At 70.4% G+C, this 15,498-nt stretch carries 16 protein-coding genes and 1 pseudogene; 13 read left to right on the top strand and 4 right to left on the bottom strand.

Annotated elements, in window-relative coordinates:
• Positions 1-93 precede the first annotated feature (93 nt).
• From DBP14_RS20150 to DBP14_RS20130, 5 genes are read left to right on the top strand one after another with little or no spacing between them, the layout of a single operon-like run.
• Positions 94-603, top strand: a complete 510-nt coding sequence (locus DBP14_RS20150; protein ID WP_129308553.1) for a hypothetical protein — start codon at positions 94-96, stop codon at positions 601-603.
• Between the two features lie 34 nt (positions 604-637).
• On the top strand, positions 638-1,939 hold the full coding sequence (gene aroA, locus DBP14_RS20145; protein ID WP_129308552.1) for a 3-phosphoshikimate 1-carboxyvinyltransferase: 1,302 nt from the start codon (positions 638-640) through the stop codon (positions 1,937-1,939).
• Complete coding sequence (gpmI, locus tag DBP14_RS20140; protein WP_129308551.1) at positions 1,936-3,468, top strand: 2,3-bisphosphoglycerate-independent phosphoglycerate mutase; 1,533 nt, start codon at positions 1,936-1,938, stop codon at positions 3,466-3,468. The genes aroA and gpmI overlap by 4 nt, the downstream gene beginning before the upstream one ends.
• On the top strand, positions 3,465-3,818 hold the full coding sequence (locus tag DBP14_RS20135) for a hypothetical protein (RefSeq protein ID WP_129308550.1): 354 nt from the start codon (positions 3,465-3,467) through the stop codon (positions 3,816-3,818). The genes gpmI and DBP14_RS20135 overlap by 4 nt, the downstream gene beginning before the upstream one ends.
• Positions 3,815-4,522 carry a hypothetical protein gene (locus DBP14_RS20130; RefSeq protein ID WP_129308549.1) on the top strand — a complete coding sequence of 236 codons (708 nt, stop codon included), beginning with the start codon at positions 3,815-3,817 and terminating at the stop codon, positions 4,520-4,522. Before DBP14_RS20135 ends, DBP14_RS20130 begins: the two co-directional genes overlap by 4 nt.
• Positions 4,523-4,598: 76 nt before the next feature.
• On the opposite strand, the gene DBP14_RS20125 is transcribed toward DBP14_RS20130, so the two are convergent.
• Positions 4,599-5,045 (bottom strand): metalloregulator ArsR/SmtB family transcription factor, encoded by a 447-nt coding sequence (locus DBP14_RS20125; protein WP_206739309.1) that lies wholly within the window; start codon positions 5,043-5,045, stop codon positions 4,599-4,601.
• A gap of 271 nt (positions 5,046-5,316) precedes the next feature.
• Between DBP14_RS20125 and DBP14_RS20120 the strand changes: the two genes are divergently transcribed.
• From DBP14_RS20120 to DBP14_RS20110, 3 genes are read left to right on the top strand one after another with little or no spacing between them, the layout of a single operon-like run.
• Positions 5,317-6,237 (top strand): phosphate ABC transporter substrate-binding protein, encoded by a 921-nt coding sequence (locus tag DBP14_RS20120; RefSeq protein WP_129308548.1) that lies wholly within the window; start codon positions 5,317-5,319, stop codon positions 6,235-6,237.
• 2 nt (positions 6,238-6,239) lie between these two features.
• On the top strand, positions 6,240-8,063 hold the full coding sequence (pstC, locus tag DBP14_RS20115) for a phosphate ABC transporter permease subunit PstC (RefSeq protein ID WP_241740982.1): 1,824 nt from the start codon (positions 6,240-6,242) through the stop codon (positions 8,061-8,063).
• Complete coding sequence (locus DBP14_RS20110) at positions 8,051-8,740, top strand: ATP-binding cassette domain-containing protein (RefSeq protein WP_164992367.1); 690 nt, start codon at positions 8,051-8,053, stop codon at positions 8,738-8,740. Before pstC ends, DBP14_RS20110 begins: the two co-directional genes overlap by 13 nt.
• Before the next feature lie 129 nt (positions 8,741-8,869).
• On the opposite strand, the gene trxB is transcribed toward DBP14_RS20110, so the two are convergent.
• Together trxB and DBP14_RS20100 are read right to left on the bottom strand one after the other, a co-directional pair.
• Positions 8,870-9,865: a thioredoxin-disulfide reductase gene (trxB, locus tag DBP14_RS20105; RefSeq protein ID WP_129308547.1), complete on the bottom strand. Its 996-nt coding sequence runs from the start codon at positions 9,863-9,865 to the stop codon at positions 8,870-8,872.
• Between the two features lie 6 nt (positions 9,866-9,871).
• Positions 9,872-10,321, bottom strand: a complete 450-nt coding sequence (locus tag DBP14_RS20100) for an arsenate reductase ArsC (RefSeq protein WP_129308546.1) — start codon at positions 10,319-10,321, stop codon at positions 9,872-9,874.
• 123 nt (positions 10,322-10,444) lie between these two features.
• Between DBP14_RS20100 and DBP14_RS20095 the strand changes: the two genes are divergently transcribed.
• From DBP14_RS20095 to DBP14_RS20085, 3 genes and pseudogenes are all read left to right on the top strand, one after another.
• A complete protein-coding gene (locus DBP14_RS20095; protein ID WP_129308545.1) occupies positions 10,445-10,753 on the top strand; it encodes a metalloregulator ArsR/SmtB family transcription factor in 309 nt (102 codons plus the stop codon).
• Positions 10,750-11,859, top strand: coding sequence for an ACR3 family arsenite efflux transporter (gene arsB, locus DBP14_RS20090; protein ID WP_129308544.1), 1,110 nt, complete (start codon positions 10,750-10,752; stop codon positions 11,857-11,859). The genes DBP14_RS20095 and arsB overlap by 4 nt, the downstream gene beginning before the upstream one ends.
• A 94-nt stretch (positions 11,860-11,953) precedes the next feature.
• Positions 11,954-12,277 (top strand): annotated as a pseudogene (locus tag DBP14_RS20085) (pyridine nucleotide-disulfide oxidoreductase); the annotation flags it as partial.
• 334 nt (positions 12,278-12,611) lie between these two features.
• On the opposite strand, the gene DBP14_RS36125 reads toward DBP14_RS20085, so the two are convergent.
• Positions 12,612-12,770, bottom strand: coding sequence for a hypothetical protein (locus DBP14_RS36125; protein ID WP_164992366.1), 159 nt, complete (start codon positions 12,768-12,770; stop codon positions 12,612-12,614).
• 271 nt (positions 12,771-13,041) lie between these two features.
• Here DBP14_RS36125 and DBP14_RS20080 point away from each other — a divergent pair, with 271 nt between their 5' ends.
• Both DBP14_RS20080 and DBP14_RS20075 read left to right on the top strand, forming a co-directional pair.
• Entirely contained in the window at positions 13,042-13,956 is a 915-nt protein-coding gene (locus DBP14_RS20080; protein ID WP_129308542.1) for a hypothetical protein, read from the top strand.
• Complete coding sequence (locus DBP14_RS20075; protein WP_241740981.1) at positions 13,953-15,449, top strand: hypothetical protein; 1,497 nt, start codon at positions 13,953-13,955, stop codon at positions 15,447-15,449. Before DBP14_RS20080 ends, DBP14_RS20075 begins: the two co-directional genes overlap by 4 nt.
• The last annotated feature ends 49 nt before the right edge of the window (positions 15,450-15,498 follow it).

The following is a 15,498-nucleotide window of genomic DNA, read 5'->3' as shown; positions in this document are numbered from 1 at the left end:
GGGAATCCACCACCACGGATTCCGCCCCCAGTCACCCCCTACCCACCCCCTTTTCTCAAGGGAACCCATCCACCCACCACACGGAGGACAGCCATGTCCGCTGCGCGCAGCCTCCTGCGCCTGGCCAACAGGGCCGCCGCCATCGCCCTGGGCTTCTCGCCCGCCGGGGGGCACGGCTGCGGCCCCAAATGCCGTCACACCGGGTTGTACGGCGAGGTCACCCAGGCCGAAGCCGACCAGCACGTGTGGTCCGTACCAGGACTCGCCGCCCGGCCGGGAGGGCCCATGCTCATGGCCACCGCCACCCTCGTCGCGACCGACGCCGCCACACACAGAAGACTGGAGGCCGCCGCGGTCACCGACATCGTGTGGGCGTCTGCAAAGCCCAGCGACGACCTTGAGCATGTCCACGCTCAAGCCGTGCCCGGTCGCATCGAACTGACTTTCTTTCACCGCACACGCAGCCCTTCCGCAGCGATTTCCGCCGCATGGGAAATCTGCCTGCGCGCACTGAATTCGAGCCCTCCACTGGCCCACTGGCGCATCGTCGCCACCCCCCAGCTTCCCGACGCCCCGTCCGGCTCGGGCCCCGTTCCCGCGTGACGCAGATCACACACTTCGCGAGGAGATCCACCTCATGAGCGGCAACAACGACCCCCGCCTGAATGCCGGCGAGCTCACCGTCGAGACGCTGGCCGGCATCGACCACGACGTGAAGGTCCTCGGCTCCAAGAGCTACACGAACCGGCAGATCGCCATCGCGGCCCTGTCCGGCAAGGAGGGCGTGATCGACGGCGCCCTCGTCTCCGACGACACCGTCTACTTCAGCCGGGCCGTCGAGTCCTTCGGTCATGTCCGCGCCGACATCGACCACGACGCGCACCGCATCACCTTCACCCCGACCGGCAAGCCGATGACGGCCCCGCAGGAGGACATTTTCGTCGGCGGCGCCGGCACGCCCCTGCGGTTCCTGATCTCCATGGCGGGTCTCGCCGAGGGCACCACCACCATCACCGGCAACACCCGCATGCAGGAGCGGCCGTTCGGCGACCTGCTCGCCGCGCTGCCCGCCCTCGGCGTCGACGCGGTCGCGGTGCGCGGCAACGGCTCCCCGCCGATCCGTGTCACCGGGGGCAACTTCGCCGGCGGCCGGACGAGGATCTCCGGGGCGGTCTCCTCGCAGTACACCTCCTCGCTGCTGATCAGCTCCGTGCTCGCGAAGCAGGACACCGAGATCGAGATCGTCGACGAGCTGGTCTCCAAGCCGTACGTCGAGATGACCCTGGCCACCCTCGCCGAGCACGGCATCACCGTCGAACGCGACGGCTACCGCTGGTTCAAGGTGCCGGCCGGGCAGTCCTTCAAGGGCGGCCACGCGATCGTCGAGCCGGACGCCTCGGGCCTGTCGTACTTCATCGCGGCCGCCGCGATCCTCGGTGGCCGGGTCACCATTCCGGGCATCGGCTCCACCTCCCACCAGGGCGACGTCGGCCTGGTCGAGGTGCTCGGCCGGATGGGCGCGCGGACCGAGGTGACCGAGGACACCGTCACGGTCAAGGGCGGGGACCTGCACGGCATCGAGGTCGACATGGAGGCCATGCCGGACGTCGTCCCCTCGCTCGCCGCCGTGGCCGCCTTCGCCGAGGGCCCGACCCGCATCACCAACATCGCCAGCCTCCGGGTCAAGGAGTGCGACCGCATCGCGGCCGTCACCACCGAACTGCGCAAGATGGGCATCACGGTCGACGAGTACGACGACGCCATGACCATCCACGGCGGCACACCGCACGCCGCGGTCATCGACACCTACGACGACCACCGCATCGCCATGACGTTCGCGGTGATGGGCCTGCGCACCCCCGGCGTCGTCATCAAGGACCCGGGCTGCGTCGCCAAGTCCTTCCCGGCCTTCTGGCAGACCCTGGACACCCTGCGATGAGCGAAGCCACCCCCGGCACCCCCGGCATCCTGCTCGTCCTCGACGGATGGGGGCACGCCGAGCCCGGCCCCGGCAACGCCCTGGCCGCCGCCCGCACCCCGGTCCTCGACGGCATCCGGGCCAAGCACCCCGCCACCCTGGTCGAGGCGTCCGGTGAGCACGTCGGACTGCTGCCCGGCACCGTCGGCAACTCCGAGATCGGCCACATGGTCATCGGGGCCGGCCGGCCGCTGGACTACGACAGCGTCCTCGTGCAGCGCCAGATCGACACCGGAGTCCTGCGCGGCAACCCGCGCCTGACCGAGACGCTCGACGCGCTCGCGGCCCAGGGCGGCGCCCTGCACCTGATCGGACTGGTCTCCGACGGGCAGATCCACGCCCATGTCGACCATCTCCACGAACTGCTGTCGATCGCCGCCGCCCGTGGCGTCCGGAAGGTCTGGGTGCACGCCGTCACCGACGGCCGGGACGTCGCCGACCGGACGGCCGGCCACTACCTGCGCCGGGTCGAGGAGTTCTGCGCCGACACCGGCGTGGGCCGGCTGGCCACTGTCTCCGGCCGTGGCTACGCCCTCGACAAGAGCGGCGACCTGGAGCTGACCGCCAAGGTCACCCTGGCCGTCGCCGACGGCCGGGGAGCGCGGGCCCGCGACCACGGGCAGGTCCTGGCGGGCGCCGGCGACGGCGACGTCTGGGTGACCCCCACCGTACTCACCGACGCGGCGGGCGAACCGCTGACGACCGTGCGCGACGGCGACGCCGTCCTGTTCACCAACTTCCGCAGCGACCGCATCCAGCAGCTCGCCGACGACCTGGTCCTGCACCTGGCCGACAGCGACGTACGCGTCCTCTCCCTGACCCAGTACGACACCACCGCCGCCATCCCCGCCCTGGTGGGCCGCGCCGACGCCTCCGGCGGACTCGCGGACCAGCTGGAGCAAGCGGGGCTGAGGTCCGTGCGGATCGCCGAGCAGGAGAAGTTCGAGCACGTCACCTACTACCTGAACGGGCGCGACGACCGCCGCCGCGAGGTCGAGGAGCACGTCCGGATCCTCGCGGACGAGGCGCCCGACTACACGGCACGGCCCGAGATGAACCTCGCCCTCGTCACCGACGCGGTCGCCCGGGCTGCCGGCCGGGACGACGTCGCCCTGGTGGTGGCCAACCTGGCCAACATCGACGTGGTCGGCCACACCGGCGACCACGACGCGACCGTCCGAGCCGCCGAGCACACCGACGGCCAGGTCGACCGGATCCTGACCGCCGCCGCGGCCACCGGACGCTGGGTGCTCCTCGTCGGAGACCACGGGAACGCCGAGCGGATGTCCAAGCCGGGCCCCGACGGCACACCGCTGGCGTACGGCGGCCACACCACCAACCCGGTACCGGCAGCCGTGGTCCCCGCCCCCGGACAGCTGCTGCCCGGCACCCTCCGGGACGGCGGCAGCCTCGCGGACATCGCCCCCACCGTGCTCGCCCTGCTGGGCCGCCCGGCCGGCCCCGCCATGACCGGACGGAGCTTGCTGTGACCCTCGCCCCCAGCCCTACAACAACCACCACGCCCGGCGGCGCCCTGTTCGCCGGCGCCTTCGCCGCCGAGGCCACCCGCCGCGAACTGGACGCCGGACCGGCCCTGACGGCGGAGGTCCGCAGCAGCCGCGACGGCTCGGTTCACGTACTGACCGTCACCAACATCACGGCCGAACCGCAGGAGGTGCTCCCCGAGTCCCTCCTGCCGCACGGCGACGGACCGCTGCTGTTCCTCGGCGGCGCCTCCACCACCGACCGGCGCGACGGCCGCCTCGTCGCCCACCTCCACCCGCACGGCTTCGTCCGGCTCGGACGCGCCCTCGACCCCTCCCAGGAGCACACCGCATGACCACCGCCACCGGCCCGCGCCCACGCGTGGCCCTGATCGGGGACCACGGCAAGTCCCCGGCGCACGCCCGGCTCGACCGCTTCCGCGCCGAACTCGACGTGGACACCGAGTGGGTGCCCACCGAGACGATCACCGGCGCGGCGTCGTTCGACGGGTTCGACGGCATCTGGGTCGTCCCCGGCTCGCCGTACGAGAACAAGAACGGCGTCCTGGCCGCCGTACGCCACGCCCGCGAGAACGGCATCCCCTACCTGGGCACCTGCGGCGGCTTCCAGCACGCGCTGATCGAGTACGCCCGCACCGTCGTCGGTCTCACCGACGCCGACGACGTCCAGTACGACCCCGAGGCGTCCACCCCGCTGATCGTGCCGCTCACCTGCTGCCTGGCGGGTGAACAGGCACCCCTGCTGCTCACGGCGGGCAGCCGGCTCGCGGCCGTCTACGACGGCGCCGAGCTCACCACGGAGACCTACCACTGCAAGTACGGCCTCAATGCGACCTTCGTCGATCAACTCGCCCGTGCCGGGGTGCTGTTCAGCGGCTGGGACACGGAGGGTGCCCCGCGAGCGGCCGAGGTCCCCGGGCACCCGTTCTTCATCGGCACGCTCTTCCAGCCGGAGCTGGTCTCCGAGCCCGGCAAGGTCCACCAGCTGATCAAGGCGTTCACGGCGGAGGTGATCGCGCACGCGGCGGTCACCGTCTGACACCCGCATCGAAGACCCCGCCGCGCTTGTGCCGAGCCCTGTGCGGGCCATGGATTCCCATGGCCCGCACGGGGCTCTACGCGTTCCCCGCCGCGTGCGGCGCCGCGCTCTCAGCCGTGCTCTCCGCCGCGTTCGCCTCCGAGACTTCGTCCCCGCCCCAGATCAACGCGTGGAGAGTGGCCCTGCGTTGGGGCGTGACCGCGTACCAGGCCCACGTGCCGCGCTTGCGGCGGCTCACCAGGCCGGCCTTCACCAGGAGCTTCATGTGGTAGCTGACGGTGGGCTGGGCGAGCCCCAGAAGCGGCGTCAGATCGCAGACACACGCCTCACCGTCGGGTGCCATGAGCAGAACGCTGAGGATCTGCAGCCGGGTCGGATCGACGACGCACTTCAGGTTCCTGGCGAGGGCCTCGGCCCGTTCCCTGGGCAGCGGGTCCACCTCCAGGGGCGGCCCGCAGGTCGGATCCTCGTCGATGAGAGGCAGACGCCCCGAGGAGTGACCGGTCACCTGTTCTACGGGCATGTGATCACCCTAGGTCCGCCGCCGGACCGTTCGCTCCCGCCGACCAGCCTGTTCACAGCTTGTTGGCCTGTTGTTCAGACGGTTCTCGACGGTTGTTCGGCCGGACTTCGAGTGTTCGGCCGGACTTCGAGGCAGGTGGGTGCCGCGTGCGGTTGTTGCCACCCGGAACCCCTTCTGTACGGGTCCTCCACTGAGCAGACTCTTGATCGCAAGGGCGGTCGACCAGCCCTCGGCTCTCTCTCATCCCACCATCACCAGCAAAGGCACACCCATGTCTGTCGTCTCCACCGAACCCCGCCACACCCCGCACCCGCGCACGCGCAAGCTCGTGCAGGGCGGCGTCGCCGCGTCCGCCGCGCTGCTCCTCTCGTCCATGCTGACGGGCTGCGCGGGCACCGCCAAGGCCGACTCCAACGCGCTGGAAGCCAGCGGTTCGACCACCGTCGCCCCGGTCGCGTCGGACGCCGCCGCGGCCCTGAAGGCCAAGGGCCAGAAGATCACGGTCGCGACGCAGGGCGGTTCCGCCGGCGGCATCTCCCAGCTCGGCCAGGGCCAGATCGACGTGGCCCTGAGCTCCAAGCCCGTCGCCGACGCGGACCGCAAGCAGTTCCCGAACACCGACTTCCAGCCGACGCAGATCGGCGCGGACGCGGTCGGCGTCATCATCACCAAGCAGGTCTTCGACGGCGGCGTCAAGAGCCTGGACAAGGAGCAGGTGAAGGGCCTGTTCGAAGGGAAGATCACCAACTGGAAGCAGGTCGGCGGCCCGGACCTGGCCGTCTTCGTCTACGACAAGGAGCCCGGCCGCGGCACCCGCGAGGCGCTCGACAAGTACCTCTACGGTGCGAACGGCCACGCCCCGGCGCCCCCGCAGTCCGGCAACTACGCCATCGTCGGCGGCAACCTGGAGACCCGTAACAAGCTGGAGTCCACCAAGGGTTCCGTCGCCCCGCTGTCGACCGGCTTCATCGCCGGTCACGACGACCTGGTGGCGGTACCGCTGGACGGCATCGCCCCGACCATCAAGAACATCGCCTCCGACAAGTACCCGATGACTCGCCCGCTCTTCATGATCACCAACGGCAAGGCGAAGGGCGAGGCGAAGAAGTACATCGACTACGTCCTCTCCCCGCAGGGCCAGAAGCTGCTGCCCAAGCACGGCTACCTGACCCGCAAGCAGATGGGGCTCTGACCGTGAGCCTCACTCTGGAGCGCCGCGCCGAGGCGCCCGCACCCGCTGCGCCGCGGCCGCCCGTCGAGGGCGGCCGGCCCGGCCGGGCGAGATGGGTCTGGGGGTGGGTGTACACCGGGGCGTTCTCCGTGGCCCTAGCCCTGGCGGTGCTGATCGGATACCTCGCCACTGGTCTCGCCGGCGGTCACGTCGACTGGGCCTCCCTGCTCGGTGAATCCGTCTGGAGCCCGACGACCGGCGACTTCGGCGCCCTGGCCATGATCTATGGCTCGGCCGTCGTCTGCGTCCTCGCGCTCGTCCTGGCCGTCCCCGTCGGCTGGTCGGCGGCCATCGCGCTGTCGGAGTACCTTCCGCCCCACCTGTCCCGTCCTCTGCGGCTGAGCGTCGAACTCCTCGCCGCCGTGCCGTCCATCGTCTACGGCCTCATCGGGATCATGGTGATCCGGCCGTTCGTCAGTTCGCTGGGCGATGTGCCGGGCGGTGACAGCCTGCTCGCCGCCGGCATCGTCCTCGCCGTGATGATCATGCCGACGATCGTCGCGGTCAGCGTGGACGCCCTGGCCGCCGTTCCCGGCCGCTACCGGGAAGCGGCCTACTCGCTGGGTCTGACCCGCCGTGAAGTCGTACGGTCCGCGGTGCTGCCGCAGGCCCGGTCGGGCATGCGCAACGCCGTCCTGCTCGGTCTGGCCAGGTCCCTCGGCGAGGCGATCGCGGTGTTCCTCGTGATCGGCCGGGCCGACGGGCGGCTTCCGCGCTCGTTCGGCGACTTCGTCTCCTCGCTGGTGCACCCCGGTCAGACCCTGACCACGAAACTGGCCGGCCCCGAGCCCACGCTCGCGGGAACGTCCGGTCCGCACTTCGCGGCGCTCTGCGCGCTCGGCATCATCCTGTTCGCCCTGGTGGGCGCGGTCACGGTGTGGGGCACCCGCAGAACGCACGGCCAGGCGGTCAAGCGCACCCGCCGGCCCAGCGCCCGGCTGCGCACCGAACGGGACCGGCTCGCGACCCTGGTCAGGCTGGGAGCCCTGCTGCTGCCGGGCACGCTCCTCATCGGGATGCTCACCATCCTCGTGACACGGGGCAGCTCCGGGTTCAACCCGGCCTTCTGGTTCACCTCCTCCACCGGCGCGGCCGGCGGCGGTGTGAGCGACCAGATCCTCGGCACCCTGCTGCTCCTGGCCACCACTGCCCTGATCGCACTGCCCCTGGGTTACGGAGCGGGCATCCTGATGGGGGTCCACGCCACCGCGAAGACGGCACGGGTGATGGAGACCATCACGGTCGCCGTCGGCGGCACCCCCACCATCCTCCTGGGCCTGGCCGGATACGTCCTCTTCTGCACGGCCATGGGCTGGGACCGCTCCTGGCTGGCCGGTGCCATCGTGCTGGTCCCCGTGGTCGTACCGGTCATCGCGCTGACCACGGCGGGCCGCATCCGGAGCATGCCGGCGGAACTCACCGAGAGCGCCCTGGCCCTCGGCCTGACCCGCTCCCAGTACATCCGCTCCGTGGTCATCCCCTACACCTGGCCGGCCACGCTCACGGGTCTGCTGCTGGGTCTGGCCCGCGCGGCGGGAGAGACGGCCCCCCTGCTCTTCACCGCGACGGTGTTCTACGGGGCGCCCGCGCTGCCCAGCGGGATCGTCGACTCGCCGGTGCAGACGCTGCCGACGCACATCTTCACCCTGTCCCAGGACTCGGGCGCCCCGGAGGCCGTGAACCAGGCATGGGGCAGCGCCCTGGTGCTGGTCCTCATCACCGCGGCACTCCTCAGCCTGGCCGTGGCCCTGCGCAACCGCTTCGAAGGAGCACGATGGACAACGTGATAGCGATCCGCGACCTGCGGGTTCTCGACGGCCGCAAAACGCTGGTCGGTCCGGTCAGCTTCGAGCTGCCGGCCGGTTCCACCACGGGCCTGTGCGGTCCCTCCGGCGCCGGCAAGTCCACGGTGCTGCGCGCCCTGGTCGACCTGCTGCCGCACGGCCTGAAGCGCGAGGGCGAGGTGGAGGTCCAGGGACGGGCCATCCGCTACGGCAAGGGCGACGCGGGCCTGCGAAGCACGGTGGTCCTGGTGCCGCAGACACCCGTGGTCTTCGGCGGAAGCATCATGGACAACGCCCTCTTCGGCCTCCGGCACCTGGTCCGCGCCTCCCAATCGGACCTGCGTGACCGCATGGAACAGGCGCTGCGCGAGGCGGGGTTGTGGAGCGAGGTCCACAACCGGCTGGACGACTCCGCCCATTCCCTCTCCACCGGGCAGCGCCAGCGGCTGTGCCTGGCCCGCGCCCTGGCCCTGGAACCGGCGGCTCTCCTGCTGGACGAACCCACCAGCGCCCTGGACGAACGCAGCCGGGACACGGTCGAGGAGTCGGTGGCAGCCCTGCGCGGCAACCGCACGGTCCTCCTCGTCTCCCACGACCCGGGACAGGTGGAGCGGCTGTGCGACCGCACCGTACGACTGGAGCTGCCGGAGACACTGGCACTGGCCGAGTCTGCCGCCTGAGCACAGCAGGCCGACCGCAAGACGCAGCAGGTGAGCCGGGCCCGGCCCGTCGTGAAGCAAACACGACGGCCCGGGCCCGGGGCTGTTGTGACCGGCGCCGAAGTGCCGCACCCGCGCCGTCGGCGGCCGTCAGCCGACGGGCGCGAGGTCCTCCTGTGCGGGCACGTCGGCCAGCGCCGCCAGGTACCGCTCGGCGTCCAGCGCAGCGGCGCAGCCGGAGCCGGCCGCGGTGATGGCCTGCCGGTAGATGTGGTCCACCACGTCGCCGGCGCCGAAGACGCCCGGCAGGCTCGTACGGGTCGTCGGTGCCTGCGTCTTGAGGTAGCCCTCACCGTCCAGCTCCAGCTGGCCGGCGAACAGCTCGGTGCGCGGGTCGTGGCCGATGGCGATGAACAACCCCGTCACGTCGTCGAGGTCACGCATCGCGCCCGTGTGGACGTCACGCAGGACGACGCCGGCCAGCATCCCGCCGCTGTCCTTGATCTCGGCGATCTCGCTGTCGAAGGCGAAGTAGATCTTCTCGTCGGCGAAGGCCCGGTTCTGCATGGCCTTGGAGGCGCGCAGGGCGGAGCGGCGGTGGACGACGGTGACGGAGCGGGCGAAGCGGGTGAGGAAAGTGGCCTCCTCCATGGCGGTGTCACCGCCGCCGACCACGACGATGTCACGGTCACGGAAGAAGAACCCGTCGCACGTGGCGCACCAGGACACACCGCGCCCGGACAGCTCCTGCTCGCCCGGCAGGTCGAGCTTGCGGTAGCCGGAGCCGGTGGCGATGATCACGGCCTTGGCGCGGTGCACGGTCCCGCTGGAGTCCGTCAGCAGCTTGATGTCATCGGTCAGGTCCACGGAGACGATGTCGTCGTCGACCAGCTCGGCGCCGAACCTCTCCGCCTGCGCCCTCATGTTGTCCATCAGGTCGGGGCCGTCGATGCCGCCTGGGAAGCCGGGGAAGTTCTCGACCTCGGTGGTCGTGGTGAGCGAACCGCCGACGAATATGGAACTGCCGAACAGCAGGGGCCTGAGCTGCGCACGGGCGGTGTAAAGGGCCGCCGTGTAACCAGCAGGCCCGGAGCCGATGATGATGACCTCGCGCACGTCCTCGGCGCCTGTCGTGGTGCTCGTCATGTGCGCTCAGCTCTCCAGCTTCTTCTGGTTGCTCTGCTTCTTGTGGTTCTTCACGTCGATCTCGGCGATGAGTCCCTCGATGAGCGCCCTGATCTCGTCCCGGATCGGGCGCACCGCGTCCAGCCCCTGGCCGGCCGGATCGGCCAACTGCCAGTCGAGATAGGTCTTTCCGGGGAAGTACGGGCAGGCGTCGCCGCAGCCCATGGTGATGACGTAGTCGGACGCCTGGACGGCCTCGGCAGTCAGGATCTTCGGTACGGCCCGGGAGATGTCGATGCCCACTTCGTTCATGGCGTCGACGGCGGCGGGGTTGACCTGGTCACCGGGGAGGGAGCCGGCGGAGCGGACCTCGATCCGGTCACCCGCGAGATGGTGCAGGAATCCGGCGGCCATCTGCGAACGTCCGGCGTTGTGAACGCAGACGAACAGCACCGAGGCGAGCGGGCGGGAGGACACGGGCGTTCTTCCTTCTGAGGGACGGGACGAGGTGCGAGGTGCGAAGCGGCGAAGCACGTCAGGCCGGGCCTACAAGTCAGCTCCGACTGGTGTCAGCCACGAATGATGTGAGAGTATCAGCCCATGCTGACGTCAGTCGATACTGATCTGATCCGGGTTCTGGCAGACCCCCTCAGGCTCCAGATCGTCACCCTGCTCGCCCAAGAGACGCTGTGCACCACGCACCTGGTGGAGGAGACGGGTGCGAAGCAGACCAACCTCTCCAACCACCTGCGGGTGCTGCGCGAGGCCGGGGTCGTGGAGACCGAGCCGTGCGGCCGGTACACGTACTACAAGCTGTGCCCGGACGTCATCGCCTCGCTCGCCGGCCAGTTCGCCGCCCTGGCCGAGTCCGCCCGTAGCGCCGCCGACAACAAGAGGTCCTGCCCGTGACCCGCACCGAAGCACCCGCGACCGCTGAGGAGTCGTCGGTCGTCGCCAAGCTGTCGACGCTCGACCGCTTCCTCGCCGTGTGGATCCTCGCCGCCATGGCCCTCGGCCTCGGTCTCGGCCGCGCGATCCCCGGTCTCGGCGACGCGCTGGCGAAGGTCGAGATCGGCGGCATCTCGCTGCCCATCGCCGTCGGCCTGCTGATCATGATGTACCCGGTCCTGGCCAAGGTCCGCTACGACCGGCTCGACGCCGTCACCAGCGACAAGAAGCTCATGGTCTCGTCGCTCGTCATCAACTGGCTGGTCGGCCCGGCGGTCATGTTCACGCTGGCCTGGATCTTCCTCCCGGACCTGCCCGAATACCGCACCGGCCTGATCATCGTCGGCCTGGCCCGCTGCATCGCCATGGTCATCATCTGGAACGACCTGGCCTGCGGCGACCGAGAGGCGGCCGCCGTGCTGGTCGCCCTCAACTCGGTGTTCCAGGTCCTCGCGTTCGGCCTGCTCGGCTGGTTCTACCTCGACCTGCTGCCCGGCTGGCTGCACCTGGGCGACGGCCAGAAGCTGCACATCTCGATGTGGAAGATCGCGCTGAACGTCGTCATCTTCCTCGGCGTCCCGCTGATCGCCGGATTCCTCACCCGCCGCATCGGCGAACGGAAGCTGGGCCGCACGTCGTACGAGGCGAACTTCCTCCCGAAGATCGGCCCGTGGGCGCTGTACGGCCTGCTCTTCACGATCGTCGTCCTCTTCGCCCTGCAGGGGAAGACGATCACCTCGCGACCGCTGGACGTCGCCCGCATCGCGCTGCCGCTCCTGGCGTACTTCGCCGTGATGTGGTTCGGCGTCTTCGCCCTCGGCAAGGCGATCGGTCTGGCCTACGACCGCACCGCCACGCTCGCCTTCACCGCCGCCGGCAACAACTTCGAACTCGCCATCGCGGTCGCCATCGCCACCTTCGGCGTCACCAGCGGCCAGGCCCTCTCGGGCGTCGTCGGCCCGCTCATCGAGGTCCCGGTCCTGGTCGCCCTCGTCTACGTCTCGCTCGCCTGGCGCCGCAAGTTCACGGCCTTCGGGCAGTCGGCGACCGCTGACCTGGAAAGCTGACGGGTGGGCAGGGGCATGTCGACCGACCGGCGCACAGACGTCATCGTGATCGGCGGCGGACAGGCAGGGCTCGCCGCCGGCTACCACCTGCGCCGCCAGGGCCGCCGGACTCCTCGACGCCAAGCCGATGTTCACCCGGCTCACCCACAAGGGCGTCCAATGGGCCGACGGCACCCACGCGAACGCCGACACGGTCATCTGGTGCACCGGATTCCGCCCCGCCCTCACCCACCTGGCACCGCTCCGACTCCGAGACCACCAAGGCCACATCGCCGTACACGGCACCCGCGCGGCGGACGAGCCGCGCCTGCACCTGCTCGGCTACGGCGACTGGACCGGCCCGGCATCCGCCACCCTCATCGGCGCCAGCCGCCCGGCACGCGAAGCGGCTCGCGACATCGCGGCGTTGCTCGCATGAAGTCAGTGCATCCGTCCCCGCCTATAACCGATGTGAGAGTCCCCGGCCAAGACACGTCCTCCTGGACCTGCTCGTCGTCGTGGGCATGATCGTCCGTGACGGAGATGGATTCCTGAGCTGGTACGAGGGCGCCGCCCACCTGCAGGACGTGCTGCCGCCTGCCCCCGTGGCCGACGCGGCTGACCCCACGGCCCCGGTCACCCTCGAGCCCCGGTCCCCGCTCACCAGTGACGCCACGGCGGACGGCCCCGCCTCAAGCATCGGCCGCCGGACGGGACCGGAAACTGTCTGCCCGCCCGTTGCCGAGCCGAAGACCCCGGAGACGCCCGGGACCTCAGCGGTCCCGCCGCCGCGCCGTGCAACCGCGGCAGGCGAGCAGCCCCGATCCGCCTACGGCGGCGACGACGATCTGCTCGCCCTGCTGCTGCCGCCGGTGCTGCTGGCGGATCTGACCCGCCTCACCGAACAGGAAGTGGTCGCTCTGCACGGTCACTTGCGGGCCGTGCACCAACTCACCGCGAAGCTTCGGGGGCGCCCTGTCTCATAAGGCTCCCGAAACAAACAGTCCGGCGGCGCCCGCTATCCCTTGGCCGGGTTGGCGCCGCCGGACCCACCGTCACCACGACCGGCGCGGCACAGCCGCGCAGGAAGGGGCTTCGGCATGCCCTCACACAAGGCGAGGAACACCGCCTACCGTAGCGTGGCCGCCGCCGGCGGCGCGTGCGATTCACCCGTCCGGAACCCGCTCGTCCGGGCAGACCGCCGTGGATAGCGCGACGATCAAAGAGGCACTGCTGGAAGTCAGCCGTCTGTGGCTGCACGAGGCCGCCGCGGGCCGGATGAGCGTCGAGACCGCCGATCTTTACATGCAGGTCAGCGAGCGCCTGCACCGCTACGCCGTAGCGCATGGCATCAGCCGTATGGACGACGTCAGCAAGGATCTGGCGCACGCGTTCATCGCCGCCCCCGGACGCGACCGCCGTAACAACATCACCCTGAACCCGGCGGGCAGCACCCGCCGCCAGCGCCGTTCCGCGATCGCGTCCTTCTTCGCCCACGCCCGGTCCCTGGGCATGACGAAGGCCGCACCGCTGCTCGACTCCCCGCCGATCAAGCGCGGTCCCCGCAGCCCCGGCGCCAGCCTCACGGCGCGGGACATCGAAAGCCTGCAGTTCCACGCCGAACGCGGCATGCCCGCCACCCGGCACGCCGCTCTTCTCGCACTGCTGCTCGCCGGGTTGCACAGCGCGGAGACCGCCGCCGCCGACACCACCGACCTCGACCTGGCGCACGCCCGCGTCAGCACGGCCGGTGCAACCCGCACCCACCCCCGGACCTGCCGCCTCACCGAATGGGGCGTCTACGTCCTGGGCCTGCGTGCCGCCCGCCTGGACCGCTCCGGGTGCGGCCCGCACCGGTTGGTCACCAGCACGAAGTCCTCGCGGTACGGCGCCCAGGCCAGTGTCGGCGCCGGCTTCAACGACATCGCCCGCAACGCCGGACTGGCCACGCCCAAGCGCAAGGTCGAACCCCGGGACATCACCCGCTACGTCGCCCGCCAGATCCTGCACGAGACGGGACAACTCTCCGAGGTCGCCCGCCGCCTGGGCCTGTCCTCCCTCGATGCCGCCGCCGGTCTGGCCGGTCTCGCGTGGAGGAACGAGGACACCGCCCGATGAGCCCGCGCAGAAGGACAGCCGCGCCCAAAACCAAGCAGCAACGCGACCAGACCGAGTACCTCTACGGCGCCATCCCCGACGACGCCTTCGGAGCCGCAACGGACCGTCCGCCGCCCAAAGGTCCCGAGGCCCCCGCCCTCACCCAGGACGAACGGTTCGAGTACCTCGTGAACAACCCCGACCTCTACACCGCCGCCGCAGCCCTACCCGGCCCCAGCGACGTCGGACGCCCCGCCCACTACCCTCCCGTCATCTATTTGATCTTCCTCTGTGCGATCTCCCTGTTCGGGTCTGCCCGCTCCACCGCCAGCCACCTCCAGCGGCCCCTGTGGTGGGACACGGTCCGCCGCGCCGTACGCAGGCACCAGGGCGACGAGGCCGCCGACGCCCTCAAACCGGTCGGCCCCTCCCGCAGCAACTGGAACCACTACTTCGGCAAGCACCTCAAACCCGCCAACGCGCGCGTCCGCGACACCAGCCGCGACCTGTGGATCCAACAGGCTCTCGACCACGGAATGATGCAACAGTCCGCGAAACGCGTCAGCCGCATCTACCCCGAGCGCCAGCAGGTCCTGCACGGTGACGCCACCGTCGCCGCCCCGCCCTCGTCTCACACCGAACACGAAACCGCCGACAAGACGACCGGGGAAATCCGGACCCACCGCGTTGACCCCGACGCCGGCATCACCGTAGAAGGCGGTGACAAGCAGGTCTACGGCAACAAGTTCCTCTCCGTCGGTGTCCGCCTCGCCGACAAAGCCCACAGCCGCGTCATCCTCGCCCTGGAATCCATCCGCCACAGAAGCCAGGCAGAGGACCCCGACCGGGAGGGCGAGGGCGCCGCCTTCGTCGACATGGTCAAGTACATCCTGACCCGCGCACCAGGACTGAGGGCCGCCACCTACGACGCCGCGCTACGCGGCAAACACCGCGCCCCGCTGATCGCCGAGGGACTGGTCGTCTTCACCCCACAGCACTCAGGGCTCAAGCCCCAGTCCCTGCAGCGCTACCAGAAGGGGATCTGCACACACGACCTCTACGTCGCCGAGGCCCGAGTCTGCGAGCGCCGCATCACCATCGACGGACAGACGCACTACACCCCGCTCCCCGTCGAAGAACTCGAGTACCGGCAGGGAAAGCGGACCCGCTTCTACCACCGCCTCACCATCCCCTGTGGCATCAAGGACCACACCCTCCACATCCGCGTCGACGAAACCGAAGACGACCGCCAGATCGACCCCACCACAGGCAGGAAGCGCTTCAACCGCACCGAACACCTCCGCCAGGTCCCGCCGGACACACCCGCAGGCCGCCGCCTCAAAGGCTTCCGCCAGGACAGCGAATCGACTCACTCACGGTTCGACCAGAGCTACCCACACAAACGAGTCCCCGCCTACGGAGCCAAAGGCGCCCTCCTCATCTACATCGGCTACGCCTGGCTGAGCAACTCCGTCACCAGAGCCCTGCACAAACCGGAACCCGTCACCCCCTGACAGCCCCCGCCCTCCGGCTCACGCGCTGCCAGCCCAGCCCGCCCCGCCC

It is taken from the genome of Streptomyces sp. L2 (genome assembly GCF_004124325.1).
In the GTDB taxonomy this organism is placed as follows: Bacteria; Actinomycetota; Actinomycetes; order Streptomycetales; family Streptomycetaceae; genus Streptomyces.
This window is presented reverse-complemented; position numbering and strand designations above follow the sequence as displayed.

What these genes read in the sequence shown, in the direction of transcription:
- DBP14_RS20150 (WP_129308553.1), top strand. Translation starts at nt 94, where the DNA reads ATGTCCGCTGCGCGCAGCCTCCTGCGCCTGGCCAACAGGGCCGCCGCC.
- aroA (WP_129308552.1), top strand. Translation starts at nt 638, where the DNA reads ATGAGCGGCAACAACGACCCCCGCCTGAATGCCGGCGAGCTCACCGTC.
- gpmI (WP_129308551.1), top strand. Translation starts at nt 1,936, where the DNA reads ATGAGCGAAGCCACCCCCGGCACCCCCGGCATCCTGCTCGTCCTCGAC.
- DBP14_RS20130 (WP_129308549.1), top strand. Translation starts at nt 3,815, where the DNA reads ATGACCACCGCCACCGGCCCGCGCCCACGCGTGGCCCTGATCGGGGAC.
- DBP14_RS20125 (WP_206739309.1), bottom strand. Translation starts at nt 5,045, where the DNA reads ATGCCCGTAGAACAGGTGACCGGTCACTCCTCGGGGCGTCTGCCTCTC.
- DBP14_RS20120 (WP_129308548.1), top strand. Translation starts at nt 5,317, where the DNA reads ATGTCTGTCGTCTCCACCGAACCCCGCCACACCCCGCACCCGCGCACG.
- DBP14_RS20110 (WP_164992367.1), top strand. Translation starts at nt 8,051, where the DNA reads ATGGACAACGTGATAGCGATCCGCGACCTGCGGGTTCTCGACGGCCGC.
- trxB (WP_129308547.1), bottom strand. Translation starts at nt 9,865, where the DNA reads ATGACGAGCACCACGACAGGCGCCGAGGACGTGCGCGAGGTCATCATC.
- DBP14_RS20095 (WP_129308545.1), top strand. Translation starts at nt 10,445, where the DNA reads ATGCTGACGTCAGTCGATACTGATCTGATCCGGGTTCTGGCAGACCCC.
- DBP14_RS20075 (WP_241740981.1), top strand. Translation starts at nt 13,953, where the DNA reads ATGAGCCCGCGCAGAAGGACAGCCGCGCCCAAAACCAAGCAGCAACGC.